This window comes from Aliirhizobium wenxiniae (assembly GCF_019511445.1).
Lineage (GTDB): Bacteria > Pseudomonadota > Alphaproteobacteria > Rhizobiales > Rhizobiaceae > Neorhizobium > Neorhizobium wenxiniae_A.
In genome coordinates, this window is record NZ_JAEUAN010000023.1 from 35,518 (window position 1) to 53,821 (window position 18,304).

At 58.0% G+C, this 18,304-nt stretch carries 25 protein-coding genes, 1 tRNA gene and 1 riboswitch; of the genes, 15 read left to right on the forward strand and 11 right to left on the reverse strand.

Features of this window, described 5'->3' with window-relative positions; translation table 11 throughout:
- Window positions 1-76: 76 nt before the first annotated feature.
- The 8 genes from JNB91_RS23975 to JNB91_RS24010 all read right to left on the reverse strand — a co-directional run bounded on the left by JNB91_RS23975 (window position 77) and on the right by JNB91_RS24010 (window position 6,015).
- Window positions 77-706: a phage terminase small subunit P27 family gene (locus JNB91_RS23975; protein ID WP_220328002.1), complete on the reverse strand. Its 630-nt coding sequence runs from the start codon at window positions 704-706 to the stop codon at window positions 77-79.
- 618 nt (window positions 707-1,324) lie between these two features.
- Window positions 1,325-1,978, reverse strand: a complete 654-nt coding sequence (nusG, locus tag JNB91_RS23980) for a transcription termination/antitermination protein NusG (protein ID WP_220328003.1) — start codon at window positions 1,976-1,978, stop codon at window positions 1,325-1,327.
- Window positions 1,968-3,110, reverse strand: coding sequence for a helix-turn-helix domain-containing protein (locus JNB91_RS23985; protein WP_220328004.1), 1,143 nt, complete (start codon window positions 3,108-3,110; stop codon window positions 1,968-1,970). The genes nusG and JNB91_RS23985 overlap by 11 nt, the downstream gene beginning before the upstream one ends.
- Before the next feature lie 5 nt (window positions 3,111-3,115).
- Entirely contained in the window at window positions 3,116-4,678 is a 1,563-nt protein-coding gene (locus tag JNB91_RS23990) for an MT-A70 family methyltransferase (protein WP_220328005.1), read from the reverse strand.
- Window positions 4,675-4,863: a hypothetical protein gene (locus JNB91_RS23995; protein WP_220328006.1), complete on the reverse strand. Its 189-nt coding sequence runs from the start codon at window positions 4,861-4,863 to the stop codon at window positions 4,675-4,677. The genes JNB91_RS23990 and JNB91_RS23995 overlap by 4 nt, the downstream gene beginning before the upstream one ends.
- Window positions 4,863-5,084 (reverse strand): hypothetical protein, encoded by a 222-nt coding sequence (locus tag JNB91_RS24000; protein WP_220328007.1) that lies wholly within the window; start codon window positions 5,082-5,084, stop codon window positions 4,863-4,865. The genes JNB91_RS23995 and JNB91_RS24000 overlap by 1 nt, the downstream gene beginning before the upstream one ends.
- Window positions 5,085-5,087: 3 nt before the next feature.
- Window positions 5,088-5,528 carry a phage regulatory CII family protein gene (locus JNB91_RS24005; protein ID WP_220328008.1) on the reverse strand — a complete coding sequence of 147 codons (441 nt, stop codon included), beginning with the start codon at window positions 5,526-5,528 and terminating at the stop codon, window positions 5,088-5,090.
- 268 nt (window positions 5,529-5,796) lie between these two features.
- Window positions 5,797-6,015, reverse strand: coding sequence for a transcriptional regulator (locus JNB91_RS24010; protein ID WP_220328009.1), 219 nt, complete (start codon window positions 6,013-6,015; stop codon window positions 5,797-5,799).
- A gap of 47 nt (window positions 6,016-6,062) precedes the next feature.
- Between JNB91_RS24010 and JNB91_RS24015 the strand changes: the two genes are divergently transcribed.
- From JNB91_RS24015 to JNB91_RS24060, 10 genes are all read left to right on the forward strand, one after another.
- Window positions 6,063-6,791: an XRE family transcriptional regulator gene (locus JNB91_RS24015; RefSeq protein ID WP_223218359.1), complete on the forward strand. Its 729-nt coding sequence runs from the start codon at window positions 6,063-6,065 to the stop codon at window positions 6,789-6,791.
- Between the two features lie 435 nt (window positions 6,792-7,226).
- Window positions 7,227-7,463, forward strand: a complete 237-nt coding sequence (locus JNB91_RS24020) for a hypothetical protein (RefSeq protein WP_220328010.1) — start codon at window positions 7,227-7,229, stop codon at window positions 7,461-7,463.
- Window positions 7,464-7,544: 81 nt separating this feature from the next.
- Complete coding sequence (locus JNB91_RS24025; RefSeq protein WP_220328011.1) at window positions 7,545-7,967, forward strand: hypothetical protein; 423 nt, start codon at window positions 7,545-7,547, stop codon at window positions 7,965-7,967.
- Window positions 7,964-8,170 (forward strand): hypothetical protein, encoded by a 207-nt coding sequence (locus JNB91_RS24030; protein WP_220328012.1) that lies wholly within the window; start codon window positions 7,964-7,966, stop codon window positions 8,168-8,170. The genes JNB91_RS24025 and JNB91_RS24030 overlap by 4 nt, the downstream gene beginning before the upstream one ends.
- A gap of 161 nt (window positions 8,171-8,331) precedes the next feature.
- Complete coding sequence (dnaN, locus tag JNB91_RS24035; protein WP_220328013.1) at window positions 8,332-9,483, forward strand: DNA polymerase III subunit beta; 1,152 nt, start codon at window positions 8,332-8,334, stop codon at window positions 9,481-9,483.
- A 1-nt stretch (window position 9,484) separates the two neighbouring features.
- Window positions 9,485-10,024, forward strand: a complete 540-nt coding sequence (locus JNB91_RS24040) for a hypothetical protein (RefSeq protein WP_220328014.1) — start codon at window positions 9,485-9,487, stop codon at window positions 10,022-10,024.
- A complete protein-coding gene (locus tag JNB91_RS24045) occupies window positions 10,021-10,365 on the forward strand; it encodes an HNH endonuclease signature motif containing protein (RefSeq protein WP_220328015.1) in 345 nt (114 codons plus the stop codon). Before JNB91_RS24040 ends, JNB91_RS24045 begins: the two co-directional genes overlap by 4 nt.
- Window positions 10,366-10,418: 53 nt before the next feature.
- Window positions 10,419-11,600, forward strand: a complete 1,182-nt coding sequence (locus JNB91_RS24050) for a hypothetical protein (RefSeq protein WP_220328016.1) — start codon at window positions 10,419-10,421, stop codon at window positions 11,598-11,600.
- Window positions 11,597-12,085: a hypothetical protein gene (locus JNB91_RS24055; RefSeq protein ID WP_220328017.1), complete on the forward strand. Its 489-nt coding sequence runs from the start codon at window positions 11,597-11,599 to the stop codon at window positions 12,083-12,085. Before JNB91_RS24050 ends, JNB91_RS24055 begins: the two co-directional genes overlap by 4 nt.
- Entirely contained in the window at window positions 12,082-12,240 is a 159-nt protein-coding gene (locus tag JNB91_RS24060; protein ID WP_220328018.1) for a hypothetical protein, read from the forward strand. Before JNB91_RS24055 ends, JNB91_RS24060 begins: the two co-directional genes overlap by 4 nt.
- Here JNB91_RS24060 and JNB91_RS31750 read toward each other — a convergent pair.
- Window positions 12,237-12,500, reverse strand: coding sequence for a DUF982 domain-containing protein (locus tag JNB91_RS31750; protein ID WP_220328019.1), 264 nt, complete (start codon window positions 12,498-12,500; stop codon window positions 12,237-12,239). The genes JNB91_RS24060 and JNB91_RS31750 overlap by 4 nt on opposite strands.
- Window positions 12,501-12,610: 110 nt before the next feature.
- Here JNB91_RS31750 and JNB91_RS24070 point away from each other — a divergent pair, with 110 nt between their 5' ends.
- The 4 genes from JNB91_RS24070 (at window position 12,611) to JNB91_RS24085 (ending at window position 15,489) form a co-directional block, all read left to right on the forward strand.
- Complete coding sequence (locus tag JNB91_RS24070; RefSeq protein ID WP_220328020.1) at window positions 12,611-13,321, forward strand: hypothetical protein; 711 nt, start codon at window positions 12,611-12,613, stop codon at window positions 13,319-13,321.
- Window positions 13,318-14,124 carry a hypothetical protein gene (locus JNB91_RS24075; RefSeq protein WP_220328021.1) on the forward strand — a complete coding sequence of 269 codons (807 nt, stop codon included), beginning with the start codon at window positions 13,318-13,320 and terminating at the stop codon, window positions 14,122-14,124. The genes JNB91_RS24070 and JNB91_RS24075 overlap by 4 nt, the downstream gene beginning before the upstream one ends.
- The gene (locus tag JNB91_RS24080; RefSeq protein ID WP_220328022.1) at window positions 14,121-14,336 is read left to right on the forward strand and encodes a hypothetical protein; all 216 of its coding nucleotides are present in this window, start codon (window positions 14,121-14,123) and stop codon (window positions 14,334-14,336) included. Before JNB91_RS24075 ends, JNB91_RS24080 begins: the two co-directional genes overlap by 4 nt.
- 202 nt (window positions 14,337-14,538) lie before the next feature.
- Window positions 14,539-15,489: a site-specific integrase gene (locus tag JNB91_RS24085; protein WP_220328023.1), complete on the forward strand. Its 951-nt coding sequence runs from the start codon at window positions 14,539-14,541 to the stop codon at window positions 15,487-15,489.
- 31 nt (window positions 15,490-15,520) lie between these two features.
- Here JNB91_RS24085 and JNB91_RS24090 read toward each other — a convergent pair.
- Window positions 15,521-15,594: transfer RNA gene (locus JNB91_RS24090), tRNA-Gly, on the reverse strand.
- Between the two features lie 68 nt (window positions 15,595-15,662).
- Window positions 15,663-16,754 carry a 2'-deoxycytidine 5'-triphosphate deaminase gene (locus JNB91_RS24095; RefSeq protein WP_220328024.1) on the reverse strand — a complete coding sequence of 364 codons (1,092 nt, stop codon included), beginning with the start codon at window positions 16,752-16,754 and terminating at the stop codon, window positions 15,663-15,665.
- A 76-nt stretch (window positions 16,755-16,830) separates the two neighbouring features.
- A riboswitch (SAM riboswitch) is annotated at window positions 16,831-16,908 on the forward strand.
- A 46-nt stretch (window positions 16,909-16,954) separates the two neighbouring features.
- Here JNB91_RS24095 and JNB91_RS24100 point away from each other — a divergent pair.
- Complete coding sequence (locus JNB91_RS24100) at window positions 16,955-18,133, forward strand: O-succinylhomoserine sulfhydrylase (protein WP_220328025.1); 1,179 nt, start codon at window positions 16,955-16,957, stop codon at window positions 18,131-18,133.
- Window positions 18,134-18,304 lie beyond the last annotated feature (171 nt).

The following is an 18,304-nucleotide window of genomic DNA, read 5'->3' on the forward strand; positions in this document are numbered from 1 at the left end:
AACCCATTCCGGTTCCGGCCACAGCAAATGGCCCGCGCTCGCCTGTATTGCGCCAGCGGAAACACTTTCCATACGCTCAATTCATGCGCCCCGGTGGCGGGGAGTTAAACGACGCCAGGGCGCCGACCACATCTTCGGGCTGCGCCTGTGGCGGCTGGGGTTCCGTCTCGTCTTCGGCTCGCGGCGACGAAGGCTTTTCGGCGCCGAACAGGTCACCGAAGTCTGCGCCGAGGCCGCGCGCTGCAGCCTGGTCGCGCATGATCTTGTACCGGGCATCCGGTCGCATACCGAAGGTGGCTTCCATCTCGCGGAGCATCTTTTCGAGATCCTGCACCGCCTGAAATGCGGGATGCCGCTTTTTTGTGGGCTTGCCGTTGGTATCCTCGGCGTCGAACCACGTCCCCTCTTTCTGCACCGCCAAATCCGCTGCGATCCATTCGACCACGTATCGGCAGTAACGGGCGAAAGGGCTGGCATCGAGTGTCGACAGCAGGTTGAGGCGAGCGAGCTGCGGTGCGAGATCGTTCCAGACCTCGGTTGCCTTGCGGCTACGCTTCAACCACTTCGGAGGTCGAACGCCGCTAATGGCGATCGGCGATGACGCCTTTTTCGACCGTTCCGTTTGAACTTCCTTCTGCGTCATCCGCTTTCCGGGCGCTCCTTTGTCGGCCTGTTGCTCTGGTGTATCGGGCTTGCGACCACGCATCGTGTTGCCCTCCATCATTCAGGCATCAGGAAAAAAAGTTTTCGCCAATTTCGCGGAGACAGACGCGAGCACACCCACCGGTGTGGGCCCTCTACCCTCTGAACTTTCGACCCGCCCCCCCCTCTCAGGACTCGGATCGCTCCATCCGCTGCTTTTCGGATCGGTGGCAGGTCGGGCAAAGCGACTGGAAGGGGCCACCCCAGAACTTGACCGGATCGCCGCGATGTCGCTCGATGTGGTCACAGTCAGTTGCGGCGGTGACGCGTCCAGCATCTTCGCACATCCGGCAAATCGGCTCGCGGGTCAGTTGAAGCTTGGCTATCGCTTTCCATCGAGCGGTAAAATACCACCTGCGCCATGGTCGCTTACTGCGCTCCCGATCGTATTCCCGTTCCCGCTCTTCGGCTGGAGCCATGTGGGAAGGACGGAAAGACTTCGGTTTGCTCGCCATACCCTAGATACGCGAAAGGCGACCGTGAGGCCGCCTTGTTATTTATCTACCCATAGCAGTAGCACTTGCTCTGAATCGGTGCCTCGCTCGGGAGACTGCTAGAGCTGGGTCCGGGCGCGAGAGCGAAGGTCACTAAGAACCGGATCAACCAATGGTAAGATTTCTACTCACAAACGACGAAGCATTGCAAGAGGGATTAGGATCGGTGTCTTTCTACCGAAAATATCAATCTCAACCACTGGGGTGCCTTTACCTGTGCCACCGAAGGCAACGATGTACCCCTCGAATGAAGAGAAAGGCCCTTCCTTTACGAGTATCTTGGATCCTACCGGAATGGCGCTGCTTTCCACCTCCCAATCGTATGCACCACTCTCTGCCATCTCCATGAAATGTTTGTGAGAATCATCACTTATTGGGAATGGGCGTTCCCATCCTCCAATGATCCCACGAACATGTTCGAAGCCCAAGATAGCTTTCATAGCTCTGGGCGAATGAGCGCATCGAACGAAGGTATAGCCCATAAAAACCGGCTTCTCAGAAGGTGGGATTTCCTTGTGATGCCGCCTCCGTTTCGGGCCTTTACACACAGGAACGGACGCCTCAATGTCATGCGACAAGAGTGCCTTTTCCACAGCGTGCTCTCTGCCAGGCCATACATGGACGATGATCCATGACGAAGACAGAGAGTGATTCTCTGCGAATCGGCGCGTTGCTGCATCGATACAGGCCTTCCGGTTCGCTTCATCGGCAGATAGCTTTTCCAGCTTCAGCATTCCCTCGACCGAGATGAAACCAGCAAGTGAGTGATCTTTAAATTGCATCATCGTCGCTCCGCTCCCTCGCTACGGCATTCCTGAAATCTTCCATGGCCTCTTCCGGCGATCCGCCAATCGGGAAGAAAAGCCAATCCATCTTCTCCGGCATCCACGGCCAGCCCATGAGTGCGTGGAGATCCCGCCATCTTTGGGCCTTGTCGCTGTCGCGGCGGACACTCTCGAAACCCTCAGAGATTTTCACCAACCATGGCGCGACGGTCATTCCCTCGGCCATTTCGGCGCGTTCGTGCATAGTCACGACCTTCGGCCATCCATACCGCAGCCGGCGCTCTCGCTTGATCGTCTCGGCAGCCTCGCCGCCCTGGCGAAGCTGCGCCATCTGAAACGCTGTCGGAGGAACGCGAGGCTCGATCGGATCATTCAGCAACTCAGCCAAACGCCTAGCGCTCCAAGCCTTGCTGAACGCGTTGTGCAAAACCGTCCTCTCGCTTTCCGGCGGTAGTTCGGGGATTTTTGTCCATCCTCGACTTTTTAGGAACGAGGCTGCAGCCGCCCTGTCGGATTTCTTGACCTGCATGAGGATATCCGGCGCCCTGCGAACACACTCGGCTCGCTCTTCGGCCGAAAGGGAATTCCAGGTGTTTCGGGCGTAGCTCACGTCGCCCCTGTCCCAAGCTGCGAACCAACGGGTGAATTCAAGCTCGGATTTTTTCTGCTCCTGCCGATCTTCAGAACGCTCGCGCACACCCACTCTGAGAGTTGATGGTTCTAATGGTGGTTCTATTACGGTTCGGGTGACACCGTGACACCCGTCTCCGTCGTCTGTGTCACCCCTCTCTGCAGGATTGTCACCCGTCTCGACCGTTTGGACGGGTGACACACTGTCACCCGTATTCGCTGGTTTGTAAGCGAAGAGCTTCGCAAGATCGAAGTCATAAGCATTGGCAATTCCCGGCCGTCCCGTCGCCTCTTTTACAACGACGAGGATGCCTTCCTGCACGAAGTCTGCAAGAATGCGCTGTATGGTCCGCTCGGAAAGCTCCGTCTCGCTCGCAAGCCTCCTCACGCCGGGATAGATGCCGCGCCCCTCGTCGTCAGCGAAGTCAGCCAGGCGAACTGCCAGAAGTTTTCGATTGCAGCCGCCAAGGTTCATGCGGAACAAGCGGCTCATGATCATAATGCTCACGGACCGACCTCCGATCCTGCGCACTCCAGTTCTTCCGCAGTCTCCTGTTGCGTCCCGGCCTCGAATCCCCATGCTGTCCATCCCGGCCGTGCAGAGCGCGAAAACATTTCAAGCTTCGGCACGCCGGGATACAGACGGTCGATCGTATCGGCATAGAATTCCGGCTTCGCACTGTGGCGGCCCTTGGCTTCACTATGTACCGTGTGCGGCTGTGTGCCAGGGAGCGGCGCCAGAGGGCTTCCGCGCTTGCCGATCAACAGTAGCTCGTGCCGGTCGCGGCCCCAATAGCCGGTTCCGGCCACTTCCTTGTCCCAGATCCAGTGATGCACATAGGAAAATCCCCAGGCATCCATAACCTTCAAGGCATCGAGCAGCATCGGATTTGTGGCCCAGAGAAACAGTACCGCATCCGCCTTGGCGGGCGTGCCGATCTTTTCGAAAAGTCCGCAAATGTCATCCGTGCTCATGGTCGGGTAGTGATTTTCCGGACTCTTGTCGCGCCCAGTCACCTCCGAATAGACACCGAATTTCCAAGGCGGATCGGCGTAGATGATCGAGAATTTATGCGCGACCTGCCCGGCCTTGGCCTCGCCGGCCGTCGCGACATGGGCCATATGTGTAAGCCGCACAGCATGGCGGATCTTGGAAAGCTCCTGCCGGTTTTCTTTCACCTCGGCGGCCTTGCGCTTCTCGTCGTCGAGCGCTGCCTTCACATACAGGACCTGATTTTTGATCGGCACCTGCTTCAGCCGATCGAGAAAAGCGCCGCTGTTGAGCCGCGAGCCACGGATCATATGCAGCGCCATATCGTCTATCTTCGATCCCCTTGCGGCGTCTCGCTCGATCGTCTTTCTGCTTTGGCCAGTTACCTGCGCGGTCGCTTCTGCAAACGACAACTTGTCGCTTGCAGCGCCGCTCTTGGCCTTTCCGCCCGAAACGTGCTGAGCCGTCTCAGGGTTTTTGAGCAGATAAATCTCCTTCCGCCGATGCGTGAACAGTGCCCGGTCGGCAGGCGTCAGCTCTGATCGGGCAAGATTTTCGTCGATTTCCCACAGCTCGGCATCGAGATCGTCGCCATTCTCATGGAAGCAGTCGATATAGGCATGGCCGAGCTGCCGCATCGCCTCTAGGCGGTGCCCGCCAGCGGAGAGCCTCACATGCGCGTCCAGCACTGTCCCAAAGACGGTAATCGGGGTTTTCAGACCAAGCTCGCGGATAGACGCCATGATGGAAACCACGCGCGCCTGGTCGACGGGTCGCAACCGCTCGCCTACCTCAATCGTGTCGATCTTTCGCCGGAAGACGTGGCGCTTGTCGTTGAAGCCTCCGCGCTCGCCGGCCTTCGCAGCGGCTTCGACGGCGCCATGCATCTGACTGCCCTTGGCAGAGAAGGTGAAGACCTTGCCGTTCTTGATGTCGCGGTCCAGCATGCCCTTTTGGTGCATGCGCATGCAAACGCGGAAGAAACCGTCATCGGCGCAGGTGAATGATCCGTGCTCGCGCAGGGCGGCAATCACCTCTTGTGCCCGTTCGCCGGCTGTCTGGTGGGAATTACTCATCGTTTCGATCTCCGCTCGATCGAGCGCGCGACGACATCGACCCGCCGCCCTAGCGTGAGGCGGTTGGCGATCTCGCAAGGATGATAGGGAAAATCCGCCTGCGCGATGGCGCGGCGGATGCGGTCTGGCAGGGCATCGAAAGTCTTCATGATCTCGATGCGTGGCACTGGCGACAGGACATCCATCACTCGCACCTCGCCAGTTTGTCGAGATACGCCGCGCCAGCCTCGGTCACGTCGACGAGCGCCGCGCCTCGATTGATGCGGCGAAGATATCCGGCGTTGATGCAGGTCATCGCCAGTTCCAACTCGTCGGCTTCCGGCTTCATCGGCGCACCTGCAAAACGCACGCGGCGCAGGAATGTCCGCGCCGCCGTGCCGATGGGTTCTATCGATGTCGAGTGCATCGCTTATCCCTCCCCAAGATTGACAAGAATTTCTTTGAGCTCGCGAATGGCCTCGTGGACCTCCTTCGCGACAGCCCGCTTATCGGCGCAGTCGGCGCGATCCTTCTGGCGCATCGCGCGGATAGCCTCGACCACGTCCATCGCCTCCGACATGAAGTCGAGAGCATCGCCTTCCGTGATCTTCCTGCGATCAGAAGGTGCGGTTTCGTCGGGAACCAGACGAAAGCCCTGCATGCGTGCGAGGGCGGCAGCGATAACCGGTGATCCGGCGAGCCTGTCGACCTCGATTGCAACATCGATTGGGATCAAGGTCTCCGCGTTCTCCGCATTGGTCGATGCGTATTTCGACAATTGCGGGATCGAGGCCCGCGAGCGCAGCGTGATGACGGAAACGCCGCCGGCCAGCGCATAAGCTGCCTCTGCCGCCTTTTTCGCGGTACGCACTTCCTCTTCGGAGATTGAACGAATTCTGTCTGTTTCTGGACGCACGAAAACACCCCGCAAAAAGGCAAGGAAAAAATTTCAGGAAAGGATTCGATGACCGTCACAAAACGGCCGGTTACTCAGTGGCCGTCAGTTCATGGAGGCCTACACGGGCATGAGATCAGTCGAAAAGAAAGCTCGCCGGAGCCCAGAGGTCCGCCGCCCCGGCGAGAGGTGGCGCCGTCACAATAAAGGAGGCGCTGGGGGAAACGTTCTTGGCCGGAAGTCACTAGGCAACCTCCGGGCGCTGGCCAAAGACATCTGGCCTCAGATCATATCGAGATACGCCCGTCAGCCTTTCGACGTCCAGCACACGTTCAGGGGGTACCGACCTCCACTGAAGAACCGCCTGCGGCGTCAGGCCTAAATGCCTCGCGATTGCGCTCGCGCCGCCAGCGGCGAGCCTGGCCCGCTTCAATGCGTCAAATGCTTTGTCTCTCTCGCTCATGAGCGGAGCATAAGCAGAACTCAGATTTAAAAGCAAGAGACTCTTACATGGACCTGAGACAAGTTTCACTTTCAATAGCGGGCATGAAAAATGAGAAAGCAAAGATTGTTGGCGCCGCCATTCGACTGGCGCGAAAAGGCAGAAAACTGCCTATGCGAGCGATTGCGGAACACCTAAAAATTGACACAGCTGCCGTTAATAACTGGGAGCTAGGCCGGAATATGCCGTCCACAGAAAACCTCCTAAAGACCGCAGATTTTCTCGGTGTCGATGCGTCCTCTTTGGGGCGAGGAGAAGTCTCTTATATCACTGAAGGACCGAAACCGACTGAGGCGGAGATTGTGACAGATGCAGCGCCGCCGCAGCTAGGCCCACTCGATGTCAAGCTTCTTGGCGGCGTAGCTGCGGGTGACGACGCAGATTTCAGCCTGAATGGCGAAATTGCCGGTTATGTGAGAAGGCCTCCTGGCATCGCTCACCTTCATAATGTCTTCGCGACCCACGTTCTAACGGGAAGCATGATTCCTCGCTATGACATCGGGGAGCTTCTTTACTGCGGAGGACGGGCGCCCGTTCCGGGCGATCATGTCGTCATTGAGATGTATCCCGATGACGGCGAGCCATACGGCAAAGCTTACGTTAAAAAACTCAGCCGCCGAACCAAGGGCGAGCTTATTTGCGAACAATACAATCCGCCCGCGGAAGTTAAGTTTGATGCATACCGCGTGAAAAACATCTGGCGCATTATCCCGCTGCGCGAGCTGTACGGTTTCTAGCGATAACTGCGGCTTCGGCCGCGAGGCGCGTTCGCTCACACGCAAAAGCGACCTGAATAGATACACTCTTTCCAGGCATTCCTTCAGATCGGCATTTCGAACAAAATAGCTTGTTTCCCAGCACTCGAAGCTCAGTATCGGCGCCGATCCCCTGAGCGAAGAATTGCGCCGGCCTTGACCATCGAGAATGGCCGCAGTCGATGCACTCCACAGCAATAGAGATAACGTCTGACAATCTTGCTTCTCGGTCAGAATTCATCCGAATTTTCCCTGAAATGTTCTCCTTGCGTTCTATTATTGAATCACTTTCTCGCGGTGTCGAATCGATTCTTCGAACTCAGATCTGAAAGTTTCCCTTGCAATTGAATCTGAGTTTTGCTTTTAATCTCTCATCCGCTACCGATGATCGGTCCAGCAGGAAGCAAGGAGAGATCAATGCGCTTTCAAAATCACAATGCTTGGCACCTCTGCCGCGACCGCAATGAACGTGTCGCCTGCGTTGCATCTGCCATGCGCCGTCTCGGCGAAGGCTGCACTGCCGAAGATCTGAAGCTCAGCCTCGGCATCACTCAGTCGGATCTCGATTCCGTCGCCGACGATGCCCGTTCTCTCGCTGTCCTGCAAAGCACGACTTATACCCGCATTACTGTGCCAGCTTTGTGGGCCGCCTGACCGGCGATCCGCTTCGGTGTCCGCCGCGCCCTCCCAGGGATACCCCTCGCGGCGGCATCCGAAACGGATCGGAGGTCAATCATGTCAGCCGTTGCAATCCTCAAACATCATGTAAAGCCGCTGTCGTCGATGTCCGACGAAGAGCTGCAGTGCGAGCATGATTATTGGTATGCTGAACTTCGCAGCGCTTATCTATGGGATAAGTCGCCGGAAGTGGCGCTGCAGGCGATCGAGAACATCGAGCTCGTAATGCGCGATCGCCGCGTGGCAGAAATTCGCGCAGGTCGCTTGGGTCGCAAGCCTGTCGTCGTCGACGATCCGGGCGTGAAGCCCATCCACATCGAAGTTATGGGCGCAGCCAAGACGCGCGCGGAATACGTGCCTTCGCGCGCACTCATCATCGCGGCATCTGTCATTCTCGGCGGGATTCTGGCGGGTGCCACTGCCGCTACCGCTATGCGCCTCGCCGAATACAACGCGCAGCTTGGATGGGCGATCGTATGAACACCCCACGTTTCAACACGATCAGTCTCGCACCATTGCCGCCGCGCCGCATGTTTCATTTTCGCGTCTCATGCGCAGGAAGCACGGTCTTTGATGTCCAGGCCGCATGTTCGGATGATGCTGAAAACTACGTCAAGCGCCGCAACAAGTCCCGCATCAAAAGCATCGAGATGATTGCAGAGGTGAAGAACCATGTCCGCTAGTCGTGAAGATATCGAACGTCTGTACCGCTCTGTTGCGGACGGCGAGCCTCAGCGAGAAATAATGCAGATGATCTATGACATGTTTGGTCATAGTCACGGTTTGCGTCCGCCTGTCTCCGAGCTCAATCTGGCTCGGCGATGCGAGGTTCGGAGCGCGATCAATGGCTGAGAAGGTCTTGCTCCGTATCCATCGATCGCAGCTTCTCCCTGCCATCGAGGCGGCTTTCGAAGCTGCCGATACCCGATCAAAGATACCGATCCTCGGAAGCCTCTTGCTGAGGTGCCACGGTGGCCGGCTGAGTGTGCGCGGCACCAATCTTGATATCGAGATTGAGGCGGTCTGCGACCTGCTCGACGATGGATACGATGCGGTAATTACCGTCGCGGCTGCACGTCTCCGAGAAATCATCAAGGCCCTTCCAGAACATGCTGAGATATCCTTTTTCGAAGGCAGGCATGAGGGGCAGATAAAGCTGACTGCTGCCGGATCGCAGTTCACGGTATTTTCTCTCCCTGAGAAGGAGTACCCGTCGCTTGGCACTGATGTGGCTGGGTCGGCTTTTTCCGTTGATCCGCAGGCGTTATCAGACGCGTTTCGGAAAGTGACCTATGTCGTGGACACCCACGACGACGTACGCATCTACCTGTCCGGGATCCACATTCATCCGAGTGAAGACGGCAGGAAGTTGTGCGTCGTCGCTGGATCAAATCGCGGCCTTGCGGCTGTCAAAATTGAGAGCAAGTCGACCGTGGATTTCCCCGGCATCATTCTTTCTCTTGAGACAGCCGGTGCAATCAAGAAGCTTTTCGCTGAGGTCAAGGAGCCGCTGAACCTCACAATCTCGGACATCAAGATTAAGGTTCAGTGCGGCGACGTTACGATCATCTCACGGCTGATCGAGGGCATATTCCCGAGGGAGTATGCGCGCCTTATTCCGGCAGAACCGACCCGAAAAATTCTTGCCTCTGTCGACGTTCTCCAAGCCGCGATCCGGCGTGCCTCGCTGGTCGCCTCGGATTTCACCAAGGAAGGCATGCTTCTGACGGTGGAGGATGATCGCCTACGGGTTGAGGTCGTAAACAAGCAGGGTGAATCCGCGATCGACTATGCTCCAGTCGAGCTTGATGGTGAAGCCGGCCTGTCGATGGGCTTTAATGCCAAGACCTTCCTTGGCACGCTTGGAAGCATAGCCACGCAAGACGTGCGCATGGAATTCGCCGAGCGCACTCAGCCGATCGTTTTTCGCCTGACCGATGACCGGGAGGAATTTTTCTGCCTTTCGCCCATGCACGCTCGAAGCGCCGAGGACTGAGATGGCGACGGCAGGGGAACGCGAAAGGCTCGACATTATTCGTTCACGGATAGGACAGGCGAGCACCGACTGGAAATTTGCGACCGATCGTTCTCATGGTGAGCACCTGACGGCTGTCGTCGATCCGTTCATTCCGCCGCTGGCGATTGCAAGACTGACCGAGGACTGCAGTTACCACGATCGCGATCTTCTGCTCTACGCTCGCGACGATATCGATTTCCTTCTCGGCATGCTCGGCAGAGCCGTACGCAAAATCAGGGAATTGCAGGCCGAGCTCGCCGAGCGCGGACGCGAGGTGAAGCCAGCTTCGGTATCGGGGGATTTCGCTGCCGAGTGCGCGATGAAGTGCGACGATGTCGTGTTCAAGACTTATTTGCGGGAGGCTCACGGCTTCGAGCTTGAAGACCGGGAGCGCATCGCCGCGCAGATCCGCGATCTGCTGAAAGTCACGTCGCGCGGCGATCTGAACAAAGACCCGGCCGCCGCCGCCAGGTGGAAGGATTTGCGGGCTGACTTCGAAGCGTGGAGGCAGGCCGCATGAGCAGGCGCGAGCAGATCCGTCAGAAGATCATGGCGCGCGTCAAGATCGATGCAGAGACCGGGTGCTGGATATGGACAGGTCCGACCTCTGGCACGAGCGGCAGAGGCGCCGGCTATCCAAGAATGTCACTGGGGGGGCAGACCGTAGCCGTCCACCTCGTCATGTGGACCAACGAACACGGCTACATACCGGGCAAGAAAGAGATCGACCACTACTGCCGCAACCGGCTGTGTGTTCGCCCTGAGCCCGAACATCTTCAACTCGTCACCCGCAAGAGGAACATCTTGCGCCAGTGGGAAGCGCGCAAGGCCGCCATGCTTTGCGAGGAGGTATCATCGTGAAGCCAGAATATCAGGACGCAATCGAGAGGATCGACGCAGACCGCAAGCGCTGGATGAAGACCGAATTGATGGTCGATTGCCAGATCTCCGGCGGCATGGCCGAAGCCCTGATCGACGCGTATTTCGACAAGGTTGAACCGGCTCCAAAATTCTGGATCTCCAAGTCTCGTCTTGGCCGCATCCTTTCCAAAGAAATCGATTGGCCGCACGTCTACACGACCGACCAGAGCGAGCATTTCGAATGTGTGCCGCTTTTTATTTCGGCTCCGACCCCCGCACCTGCGCCGCAATTGCAGGGCTATGAAACACGTAAAAATTTGGTAGAAACGGACCATGCCGAAGATCAAACAGATCATCAACGACATTCAGGATTTCGAAGCTCACCAGCTTCCGTGGCCGCTTATGGTTCTAGCGGCCTTTCTCCTGACGGCATTAATCAGCATAGCACTGAGCTAGACCCGCCTCCCTGCGCACAAATGATGGGCGCGGCGGTCGAAGAATATCTTCTAATTCACGCCGCCGAAGGCGATGCAGAACGATTGGGCCGCCGTTCCGCCATAAGAGGCTTGATGGTCCGTCTCGGAAAATACCACGAGCTTTGCGCCGCGCTTAATGTCGCCTCTCCCATGTCCCCGACCGCTTACAACGGCTGCACCTGCTCATGCCATAGAGGCAGCGGGAAGATGCATATCGTCGCGTGCTGCTCACCGTCCCCCGAAACGAAGGCGGAAGACCTCAGCCCGGAAGAAACCGCGATCGCCACCTGCGAGGCGTGCGGCAAGCACATTCAGGAAGGTGAGCCATATCTGTGGGGGCCGGAAACGGATTTCTGCGGAGAATGCGCGCCGACCTATCAGGCGCTGATCGACGAGCCGGAAGGCTTCGTCAATGCCGATGGCGAGCCTCTGACGCCCGAGCAGTGCCGCGCATGGTTCGACGAGCATATCGCGGCTGGCGGAAAAGCGACCGACAGCATGGCAACGGTTGACCGAACGCCGGTCACGCTGCCCCAGGAACATGTGACGGGGCCACAACGGATTGAAACGGCACCCGTCGAAGGCTTTTTCCTCGCTGAAACGCGCGACGGAGACTGGATCAAGGCCGAGCACTACGACAACCCCTTTGGCGACAAGAACACGGTGATCAGCAGGCGAACCGGGAAATGGTGGTCGCCGGCTCGGTGGATGCCGCTTCCTGAAAAGCAGAGCGATACCGAATGGGAGGACAACAAGTGAGCGAAGCAATTACCCGCTACCTGCCGAGCGACTGGCAGGACGAGGTCATTCCTACACCTCAGAAGAACCCAAACGATTTTCTGTTTTTCACAGAGGATCATGGCTGGCACATCCGGCCTCCCGAAAACGACGAGGACGATTCGTGCTTCACATTCCTCAGGTTGGAACCGGGGCAGATCGTCAAGTTCGACCTGAACCGGGTGTTCGGCGATTTTGATCTGACCGTGAATGATGACCGCACGTTCGACGTGGACGGTGTTATCCCGGCTGAGGCCAACTGCTTCCGCATCGACCATGACATTTACACGCTGCAGCAATCGCTCGAAGCGCTCGTCAATGGCGACGGGACCCCTTGGAGCAACGACATCCTCGAACCCGGCACATACCTCATGGACGCCTATTGGTGGTCCGAGAAGAGCACTTCGTTCCGTTTTGAGATCGAGGACGGCAAGGGGAAATTCGTCAACTGCGCAGGTGCATCATGACCGATAAGCGACTTGAAACCGCGTTGCGCGATCTGATGGCCGCATATGCAGCCTGCAACGGTGAGGATCATCCGGCCTACGAACGAGCGGAGAAGCTGCTCGCCGGTAAATTCGTCTCATTCCCAGCACCGCAGGAACGTGTGGAGGGTTCCTAATGCTGTTTCTTCACCATGTAATCGGCGTAAGCCGCTATGAACGAACTCCTAGCTATCTCCGCGTCGCAACGAAAGCGAAGCGCCATCATGCAGTCAGCGACAGCGCTCCGATAGGGGCGCCCTGTCTGAAACTTGATGTCTTCTTGAAGATATTTGAGTGCGTCTCTTGGACCAGTAATCGCCTTATCGAAAAGGCCGTTCTGAACGAAAACCGCAAATTCCCATTCAAGGCCAAAGCCTACGGGTATGACAGAGTTCAAGCTGGTTCCCTTCTAGAGGGTTCGAGTGCATGCCCCCGCATGTTCGCAGACTACCACGCCCTATTAGGTGCTGTACGATTTATTTCGCCAGCCACCACGGAGGGACAGCCATGAGGGTCCTGATCGGCTGCGAAACATCTGGCATGATGCGCCGTGCCTTCGATCGGCTTGGCCACGACGTGTGGTCCTGCGACCTTCTGCCAGCAGACGACGGCAGCAATCGTCACATTGTCTGTGACGTGCGCGACCTTCTCAATGATGGATGGGACTTGCTCGCCGTCATGCACCCGCCGTGCACCAGGCTCTGCAACAGCGGCGTTCGCTGGCTTTCCGAGCCGCCGACGAAGCTGAACGAGACCTATACCTCGGAACAGCGGGAGACCTATCGCCTTTGGTCCCGTGACGAGCGGCTGGCCTTCATGTGGCAGTCGCTAGATGAGGGTGCAGCACTGTTCTCGGATTGCTGGAATGCGCCGATCGAGAGGGTGGCAATCGAAAACCCGGTCATGCATCGCCATGCGAAAGAGCGCATCCGCAACTATCAGCCGCCGGCACAGACCGTGCAGCCGTGGTGGTTCGGCGACGAGGCGTTCAAGGGAACCTCGTTCTTCCTCCGAGAGCTGCCAAAGCTCGTGCCGACCAAGCGCCTGACCCCGCCAAAGGCCGGGACCGACGAACACAAGGCGTGGTCGAAAATCCACCGCGCACCGCCCGGCGTGGATCGCTGGAAAATCCGATCCGAAACATTCCCCGGCATTGCCGACGCTGCAGCGCTCCAGTGGGGCGGGCATGCGGTTGAACAGATGAGGACAGCAGCATGACCGAAGCCATTTTCCGCGAACGCTTGCAGGCCATCATTGATTGGGCCGATCTGGCGATGAAGAACCGGGCAGAATTCGACAGCCACGGCGTCCGCAACCTCGACGGCCCTGTTTTCGATGCAGCCCGCGAAGCTCTCGCCGCCTCGCCCGAGGAACAAATGATGGACGTGGCGGTCGAAGAATATCTTCTAATTCACGCCGCCGAAGGCGATGCAGAACGATTGGGCCGCCGTTCCGCCATAAGAGGCTTGATGGTCCGTCTCGGAAAATACCACGAGCTATGCGCCGCGCTCAATGCCGCCTCTCCCATGTCACCGCCCGCTTACAACGGCTACACCTGCTCATGCCACCGAGGCAGCGGGAAGATGCATATCGTTGCGTGCTGCTCTCCATCCCCTGCACCGAATGTGCGGGACGATGATGCTATCCGCGCCCATGCGATCGACATCATTTGCAAGGAAGCGGAGGAAATGGGCTTTCCCGAGAATAGCTTGGCTGAGTTCCGTTCCGGCGATTTTGACGGGGACGATCTTCTGACGTTGCAAGCTGTCGAACGCGCCCTTCGTGCCCCATCTCCGCAGACGAAAAAGCAGGGCACTCAGCCGACCCCTGCGGAATACGTCCAGGACGCACTGGAAAACGATGGGATCTTATACGGACCCGGAGTTGGCCGCCCTCTCGGACTTCTTACCCAATCAACGAGCAAGCGCGATCGCCAGCGCCTCCAGTCCGCTTTCAAGAAAGGTGTGAAGGAGGGTCGCCGGATCGAACGCGAAGCGGCAAAAAAGGGAGAGGTCAGGTGAGCAAGGTCGCCTTTAAACAGGCCGACATGGAGCGGATCTTCAAAGCCGCTGCGCGAGCTGGTTCCGTTGTCCAGATGGATATGAAGACGCTCATCGCAACAATCCTGCCGGTCGACCCCGAAAAACTGGTTGACGGCGAAGGCAATTCGCTCGCCATTCTTCCATCGGGCAATTTCGCCCCCGATGGAAAGGAGAACTGGGATGAGGACTGACAGGCCTGGCTATCAATGCCGGCCGAGAAAGGACGGTACGCCCGTCCACTATTGGAATCCGGCGCGAGCGGTGAAAGGCTCCTCGAAAAGCCTTTCGATCATTCGCTTGCCGGATGATTGGACCGACGATCAAATCTCTGCCGAGTGCCAACGTCTGACTAACGAGCTGCGAGCCGAGGTCAGGAAGTTGGGCGCAGAGCCAATGTTCGATGGCACAATCAAATCGCTCATCGAGCGTTACCGCCATGACAAGACGAGCTCTTGGCATAGCGTCAAGCACTCGACCCGCATCCGCGACTATGAACCGAGCTTGCGGGTGCTGACTAAAAATGTCGGAGATCGCGACATCAACGCACTTCGCGGGTCTGATTTCAGTCGCTGGTTCAGCCAGTGGCGAAAAAAGGGACATCGTCGCGCAAGTGGTGCGATGAAGCTCCTGCGCATCGTCCTTTCCTATGGTGCAGGCGAGCGGCTACGCGGCTGCAAGCAGGCACGGGAAATCCTGTCGGACATGCGCTTTGAGCTTCCCGCATCCCGTGATGTTGCGATGACCTACGACCAATGCCTCGCGATTGTAAAAATGAGCGCGGAAATGAAATGCCCATCTATCGGCTTCGTTGAAGCCTTGAAGTTCGAAACGGCACTTCGCCGGATCGATGTAATCGGCGAGTGGGCACCGCCACCAGAAGGCGGCGCGTTCCGCTGGCGAGGACTGACGGCACAGAGCCTTTCGAAGGATCTCATCCTGAAGCTCAAGACCAGCAAGAACGGCGCAGAGGTCGCACGCGATCTCAAGACCATGCCGCTCGTTGTTGAAGCCCTCAAGGCCTATACGATACCCGAGATCGGCCCGATCGTGATCGATGAGGATCACAAGAAGCCGTATTGGGAAAACCGCTACGCGGAGAAATACCGCAAGGTGAGAGACAAGGCCGGCGTTCCTGCGAACGTCTGGTCGATGGATTCGCGCGCAGGCGCGGTTTCAGAAACCGTCGAAGCCACCGGGTCGCTGGAACTTGCCAGCAGTCTCGCGACGCACTCGACAACGAAAATGACAAAAAAATACAGCCGCGGCGACGGACTTGAGACGAGCCGCAAAATTGCCGAAGCACGAAACGCGAACCGCGCCAGTGCAACGGCAGTGAAACAGTGAAACACTATTGCTTGTAAGTTATTGAAGTTGCTGGAGCGGGTGAAGGGAATCGAACCCTCGTATTCAGCTTGGGAAGCTGCTGCTCTACCATTGAGCTACACCCGCTTGCGTGATGCAGATTTCCAATAACCGGCGGCCCGTGTCAAGGCCGCCGGTTGGCCGGATACAGTCCCTCAGCCGCGGAAATGCTTGGAGAGTTTCAGTCCCTGGGCCTGATAGTTCGAGCCGAGACCTGAACCGTAGAGACCTTCCGGCGCCTGCAGCATATGCTCGTAGACCAGGCGTCCGACGATCTGGCTGTCCTCCAGGATGAAGGGCACTTCGTGGCTGCGAACCTCGAGAACGGCGCGGCTGCCGCGGCCTCCTGCGGCTTCATGTCCGAAGCCCGGGTCGAAGAAGCCGGCATAGTGAACGCGGAATTCGCCCACCAAAGGATCGAAAGGGGTCATTTCGGCGGCATAAAGCGGCGGCACGTGCACGGCCTCGCGAGAGACGAGAATGTAGAACTCATCCGGATCGAGGATCAGTTCGTTGCGGCCGCGGCTATAAAGCGGCTCCCAGAAATCGAAGACATCGTGCTGGGCCTTCTTGTCGACATCGACGACCGCCGTGTGGTGCTTGCCGCGATAGCCGATCAGGCCGTTCGCATCGCCCTTCAGATCGATGGACAAAGCGATGCCGCCGCCCGACACGTTCGGCTTTGCCGATGCGACCAGCGTTTCCGTTTCGTGGAGATGCAGCAATTCCGGCTCTGCCAGAAGAGCGTTGCCGATGCGGAAGCGGATTTGCGACAGGCGTGACCCCTGACGGGCGACGATCGGGAAGGTGCGCGGGGAGATCTCGAGATAGAGCGGGCCGCGGTAACCGGCCGGGATCTTGTCGAATTCCTGCGCATGATCGGTGATGACGCGGGTGAAGATGTCGAGGCGGCCGGTCGACGACTTCGGGTTTGCCGAGGCCGACATGTCGGCCGGCAGATCGAGGCTTTCCATCAAAGGCACGATATAGACGCAACCGGTTTCCAGAACCGCACCTTCGGTCAGATCGACGACATGCAGTTTCAGCCGGTCGAGCTTGTCGGAGACGAGGCTATTGGGACCAGGCATGAAGGATGCACGGACACGAAACGCCTTGGCGCCCAGACGCAGGTCAAGGCTTGCCGGCTGGATCTGATCATGGTCGAGTTCGCGCTCGGAGATCAGCCGTCCCGTTTCGAAAAGGGCCGCGATTGCGCGGTCCGCCAGAATTCCCGTTTCGCGTGTCATGGTGTTTCTTTCAAATTTTGGCGGTGACAAAACCAAATGCGGGCCATTGACGCAAGCAGATGCGAGGCGTAAGCCAGCTTTATCCCGTGGTGATTTGCCGGTCGGCTTGCAGCCACGTTAAACAAGTGGCTAAAAAGACCGGGTTGCTAAAACCGGTCTGCTTTTGCGGCCGGTTTTTTTGTTTTGAAATGGGGATTAGCATGACAAACAAATGGCGCCCGGCAACGACACTCGTCCACGGCGGTACACTGCGCTCGCAATATGGCGAGATGTCGGAAGCGATCTACCTGACCCAGGGCTTTGCCTATGACAGTTCGGAAGCCGCCGAGGCACGCTTCAAGGGCGAGACCGACGGATATATCTACGCCCGCTACGGCAGCCCGACCAATGACATGTTCGAAAAGCGCATGTGCGCGCTGGAAGGTGCGGAAGAAGCCCGCGCCACGGCATCCGGCATGGCTGCCGTTTCTGCCGCGCTGCTCTGCCAGCTGAAGGCCGGCGACCATATCGTTGCAGCCCGCGCGCTGTTCGGCTCGTGCCGCTGGGTGGTCGAGACGCTCGCACCGCGCTACGGCATCGAATGCACGCTCATTGATGGTCGCGATCTCGCCAACTGGGAGAAGGCGATCCAGAAGAACACGAAGGTTTTCTTCCTCGAAAGCCCGACCAATCCGACACTTGAGATCGTCGATATTGCAGGTGTTGCAAAGCTTGCCAACCAGATCGGCGCGAAGGTCGTGGTCGACAACGTGTTTGCTACGCCGCTTTTCCAGAAGCCGCTGGAACTCGGTGCACATATCGTCGTCTACTCTGCCACCAAGCATATCGACGGCCAGGGCCGCAGCCTTGCCGGCGTGATCCTTTCCGACAAGGAATGGGTGGACGAGCATCTGCAGGACTACTATCGCCATACCGGCCCGGCGATGTCGCCGTTCACCGCCTGGACGCTGATCAAGGGGCTTGAAACCCTGCCGATCCGGGTCAAGGCGCAGACCGACAACGCCTCGAAGATCGCCGACTTCCTGGCAGAGCACAAGCATGTCGCCAAGGTCATCTATCCGGGCCGCAAGGACCATCCGCAGGCCGACATCATCGCCAGGCAGATGAGCGGCGGATCGACGCTGGTCTGCTTCGAGCTAAAGGGCGGCAAGGAAGCGGCCTTCAAGCTGCAGAACGCGCTTGAGGTGGTGACGATCTCCAACAATCTCGGCGATACCCGCAGCCTGATCACGCATCCGGCAACGACGACGCACAAGAACCTCACCGACGAAGCCCGCGCAGAGCTTGGCATCTCGCCCGGCACCGTGCGTTTCTCCGCCGGCATCGAAGACGGCGAGGATCTGCTTGAAGATTTCGCTAGGGCGCTGGCCGCGATCTAAGGCCTTTCAGGCTATCGATATGGTGAATCCGGTCTGCGGATTCACCATATCAGTTATCCCTAATTCCAAGAACAGATCACAGTTTCTCGCGTAACCCGCGAGTTTTCTTGACCTTCGCGGCCTCTTGTACGATATCCGGCGGTGTAGATTCGAGGTTCTACCGCGTCGTTT

Coding starts and splice junctions, on each gene's coding strand:
- JNB91_RS24000 (WP_220328007.1), bottom strand. CDS start 5,084: ATGCACTCGACATCGATAGAACCCATCGGCACGGCGGCGCGGACATTC.
- JNB91_RS24100 (WP_220328025.1), top strand. CDS start 16,955: ATGACAAACAAATGGCGCCCGGCAACGACACTCGTCCACGGCGGTACA.
- JNB91_RS24040 (WP_220328014.1), top strand. CDS start 9,485: ATGGCGACGGCAGGGGAACGCGAAAGGCTCGACATTATTCGTTCACGG.
- JNB91_RS24060 (WP_220328018.1), top strand. CDS start 12,082: ATGACCGATAAGCGACTTGAAACCGCGTTGCGCGATCTGATGGCCGCA.
- JNB91_RS24070 (WP_220328020.1), top strand. CDS start 12,611: ATGAGGGTCCTGATCGGCTGCGAAACATCTGGCATGATGCGCCGTGCC.
- JNB91_RS24030 (WP_220328012.1), top strand. CDS start 7,964: ATGAACACCCCACGTTTCAACACGATCAGTCTCGCACCATTGCCGCCG.
- dnaN (WP_220328013.1), top strand. CDS start 8,332: ATGGCTGAGAAGGTCTTGCTCCGTATCCATCGATCGCAGCTTCTCCCT.
- JNB91_RS23990 (WP_220328005.1), bottom strand. CDS start 4,678: ATGAGTAATTCCCACCAGACAGCCGGCGAACGGGCACAAGAGGTGATT.
- JNB91_RS24050 (WP_220328016.1), top strand. CDS start 10,419: ATGAAGACCGAATTGATGGTCGATTGCCAGATCTCCGGCGGCATGGCC.
- JNB91_RS24015 (WP_223218359.1), top strand. CDS start 6,063: ATGGACCTGAGACAAGTTTCACTTTCAATAGCGGGCATGAAAAATGAG.
- JNB91_RS23975 (WP_220328002.1), bottom strand. CDS start 706: ATGCGTGGTCGCAAGCCCGATACACCAGAGCAACAGGCCGACAAAGGA.
- JNB91_RS23995 (WP_220328006.1), bottom strand. CDS start 4,863: ATGGATGTCCTGTCGCCAGTGCCACGCATCGAGATCATGAAGACTTTC.
- JNB91_RS24085 (WP_220328023.1), top strand. CDS start 14,539: ATGTTCGATGGCACAATCAAATCGCTCATCGAGCGTTACCGCCATGAC.
- JNB91_RS24010 (WP_220328009.1), bottom strand. CDS start 6,015: ATGAGCGAGAGAGACAAAGCATTTGACGCATTGAAGCGGGCCAGGCTC.
- JNB91_RS24075 (WP_220328021.1), top strand. CDS start 13,318: ATGACCGAAGCCATTTTCCGCGAACGCTTGCAGGCCATCATTGATTGG.
- JNB91_RS24095 (WP_220328024.1), bottom strand. CDS start 16,754: ATGACACGCGAAACGGGAATTCTGGCGGACCGCGCAATCGCGGCCCTT.
- JNB91_RS24045 (WP_220328015.1), top strand. CDS start 10,021: ATGAGCAGGCGCGAGCAGATCCGTCAGAAGATCATGGCGCGCGTCAAG.
- JNB91_RS24020 (WP_220328010.1), top strand. CDS start 7,227: ATGCGCTTTCAAAATCACAATGCTTGGCACCTCTGCCGCGACCGCAAT.
- nusG (WP_220328003.1), bottom strand. CDS start 1,978: ATGCAATTTAAAGATCACTCACTTGCTGGTTTCATCTCGGTCGAGGGA.
- JNB91_RS23985 (WP_220328004.1), bottom strand. CDS start 3,110: ATGATCATGAGCCGCTTGTTCCGCATGAACCTTGGCGGCTGCAATCGA.
- JNB91_RS24025 (WP_220328011.1), top strand. CDS start 7,545: ATGTCAGCCGTTGCAATCCTCAAACATCATGTAAAGCCGCTGTCGTCG.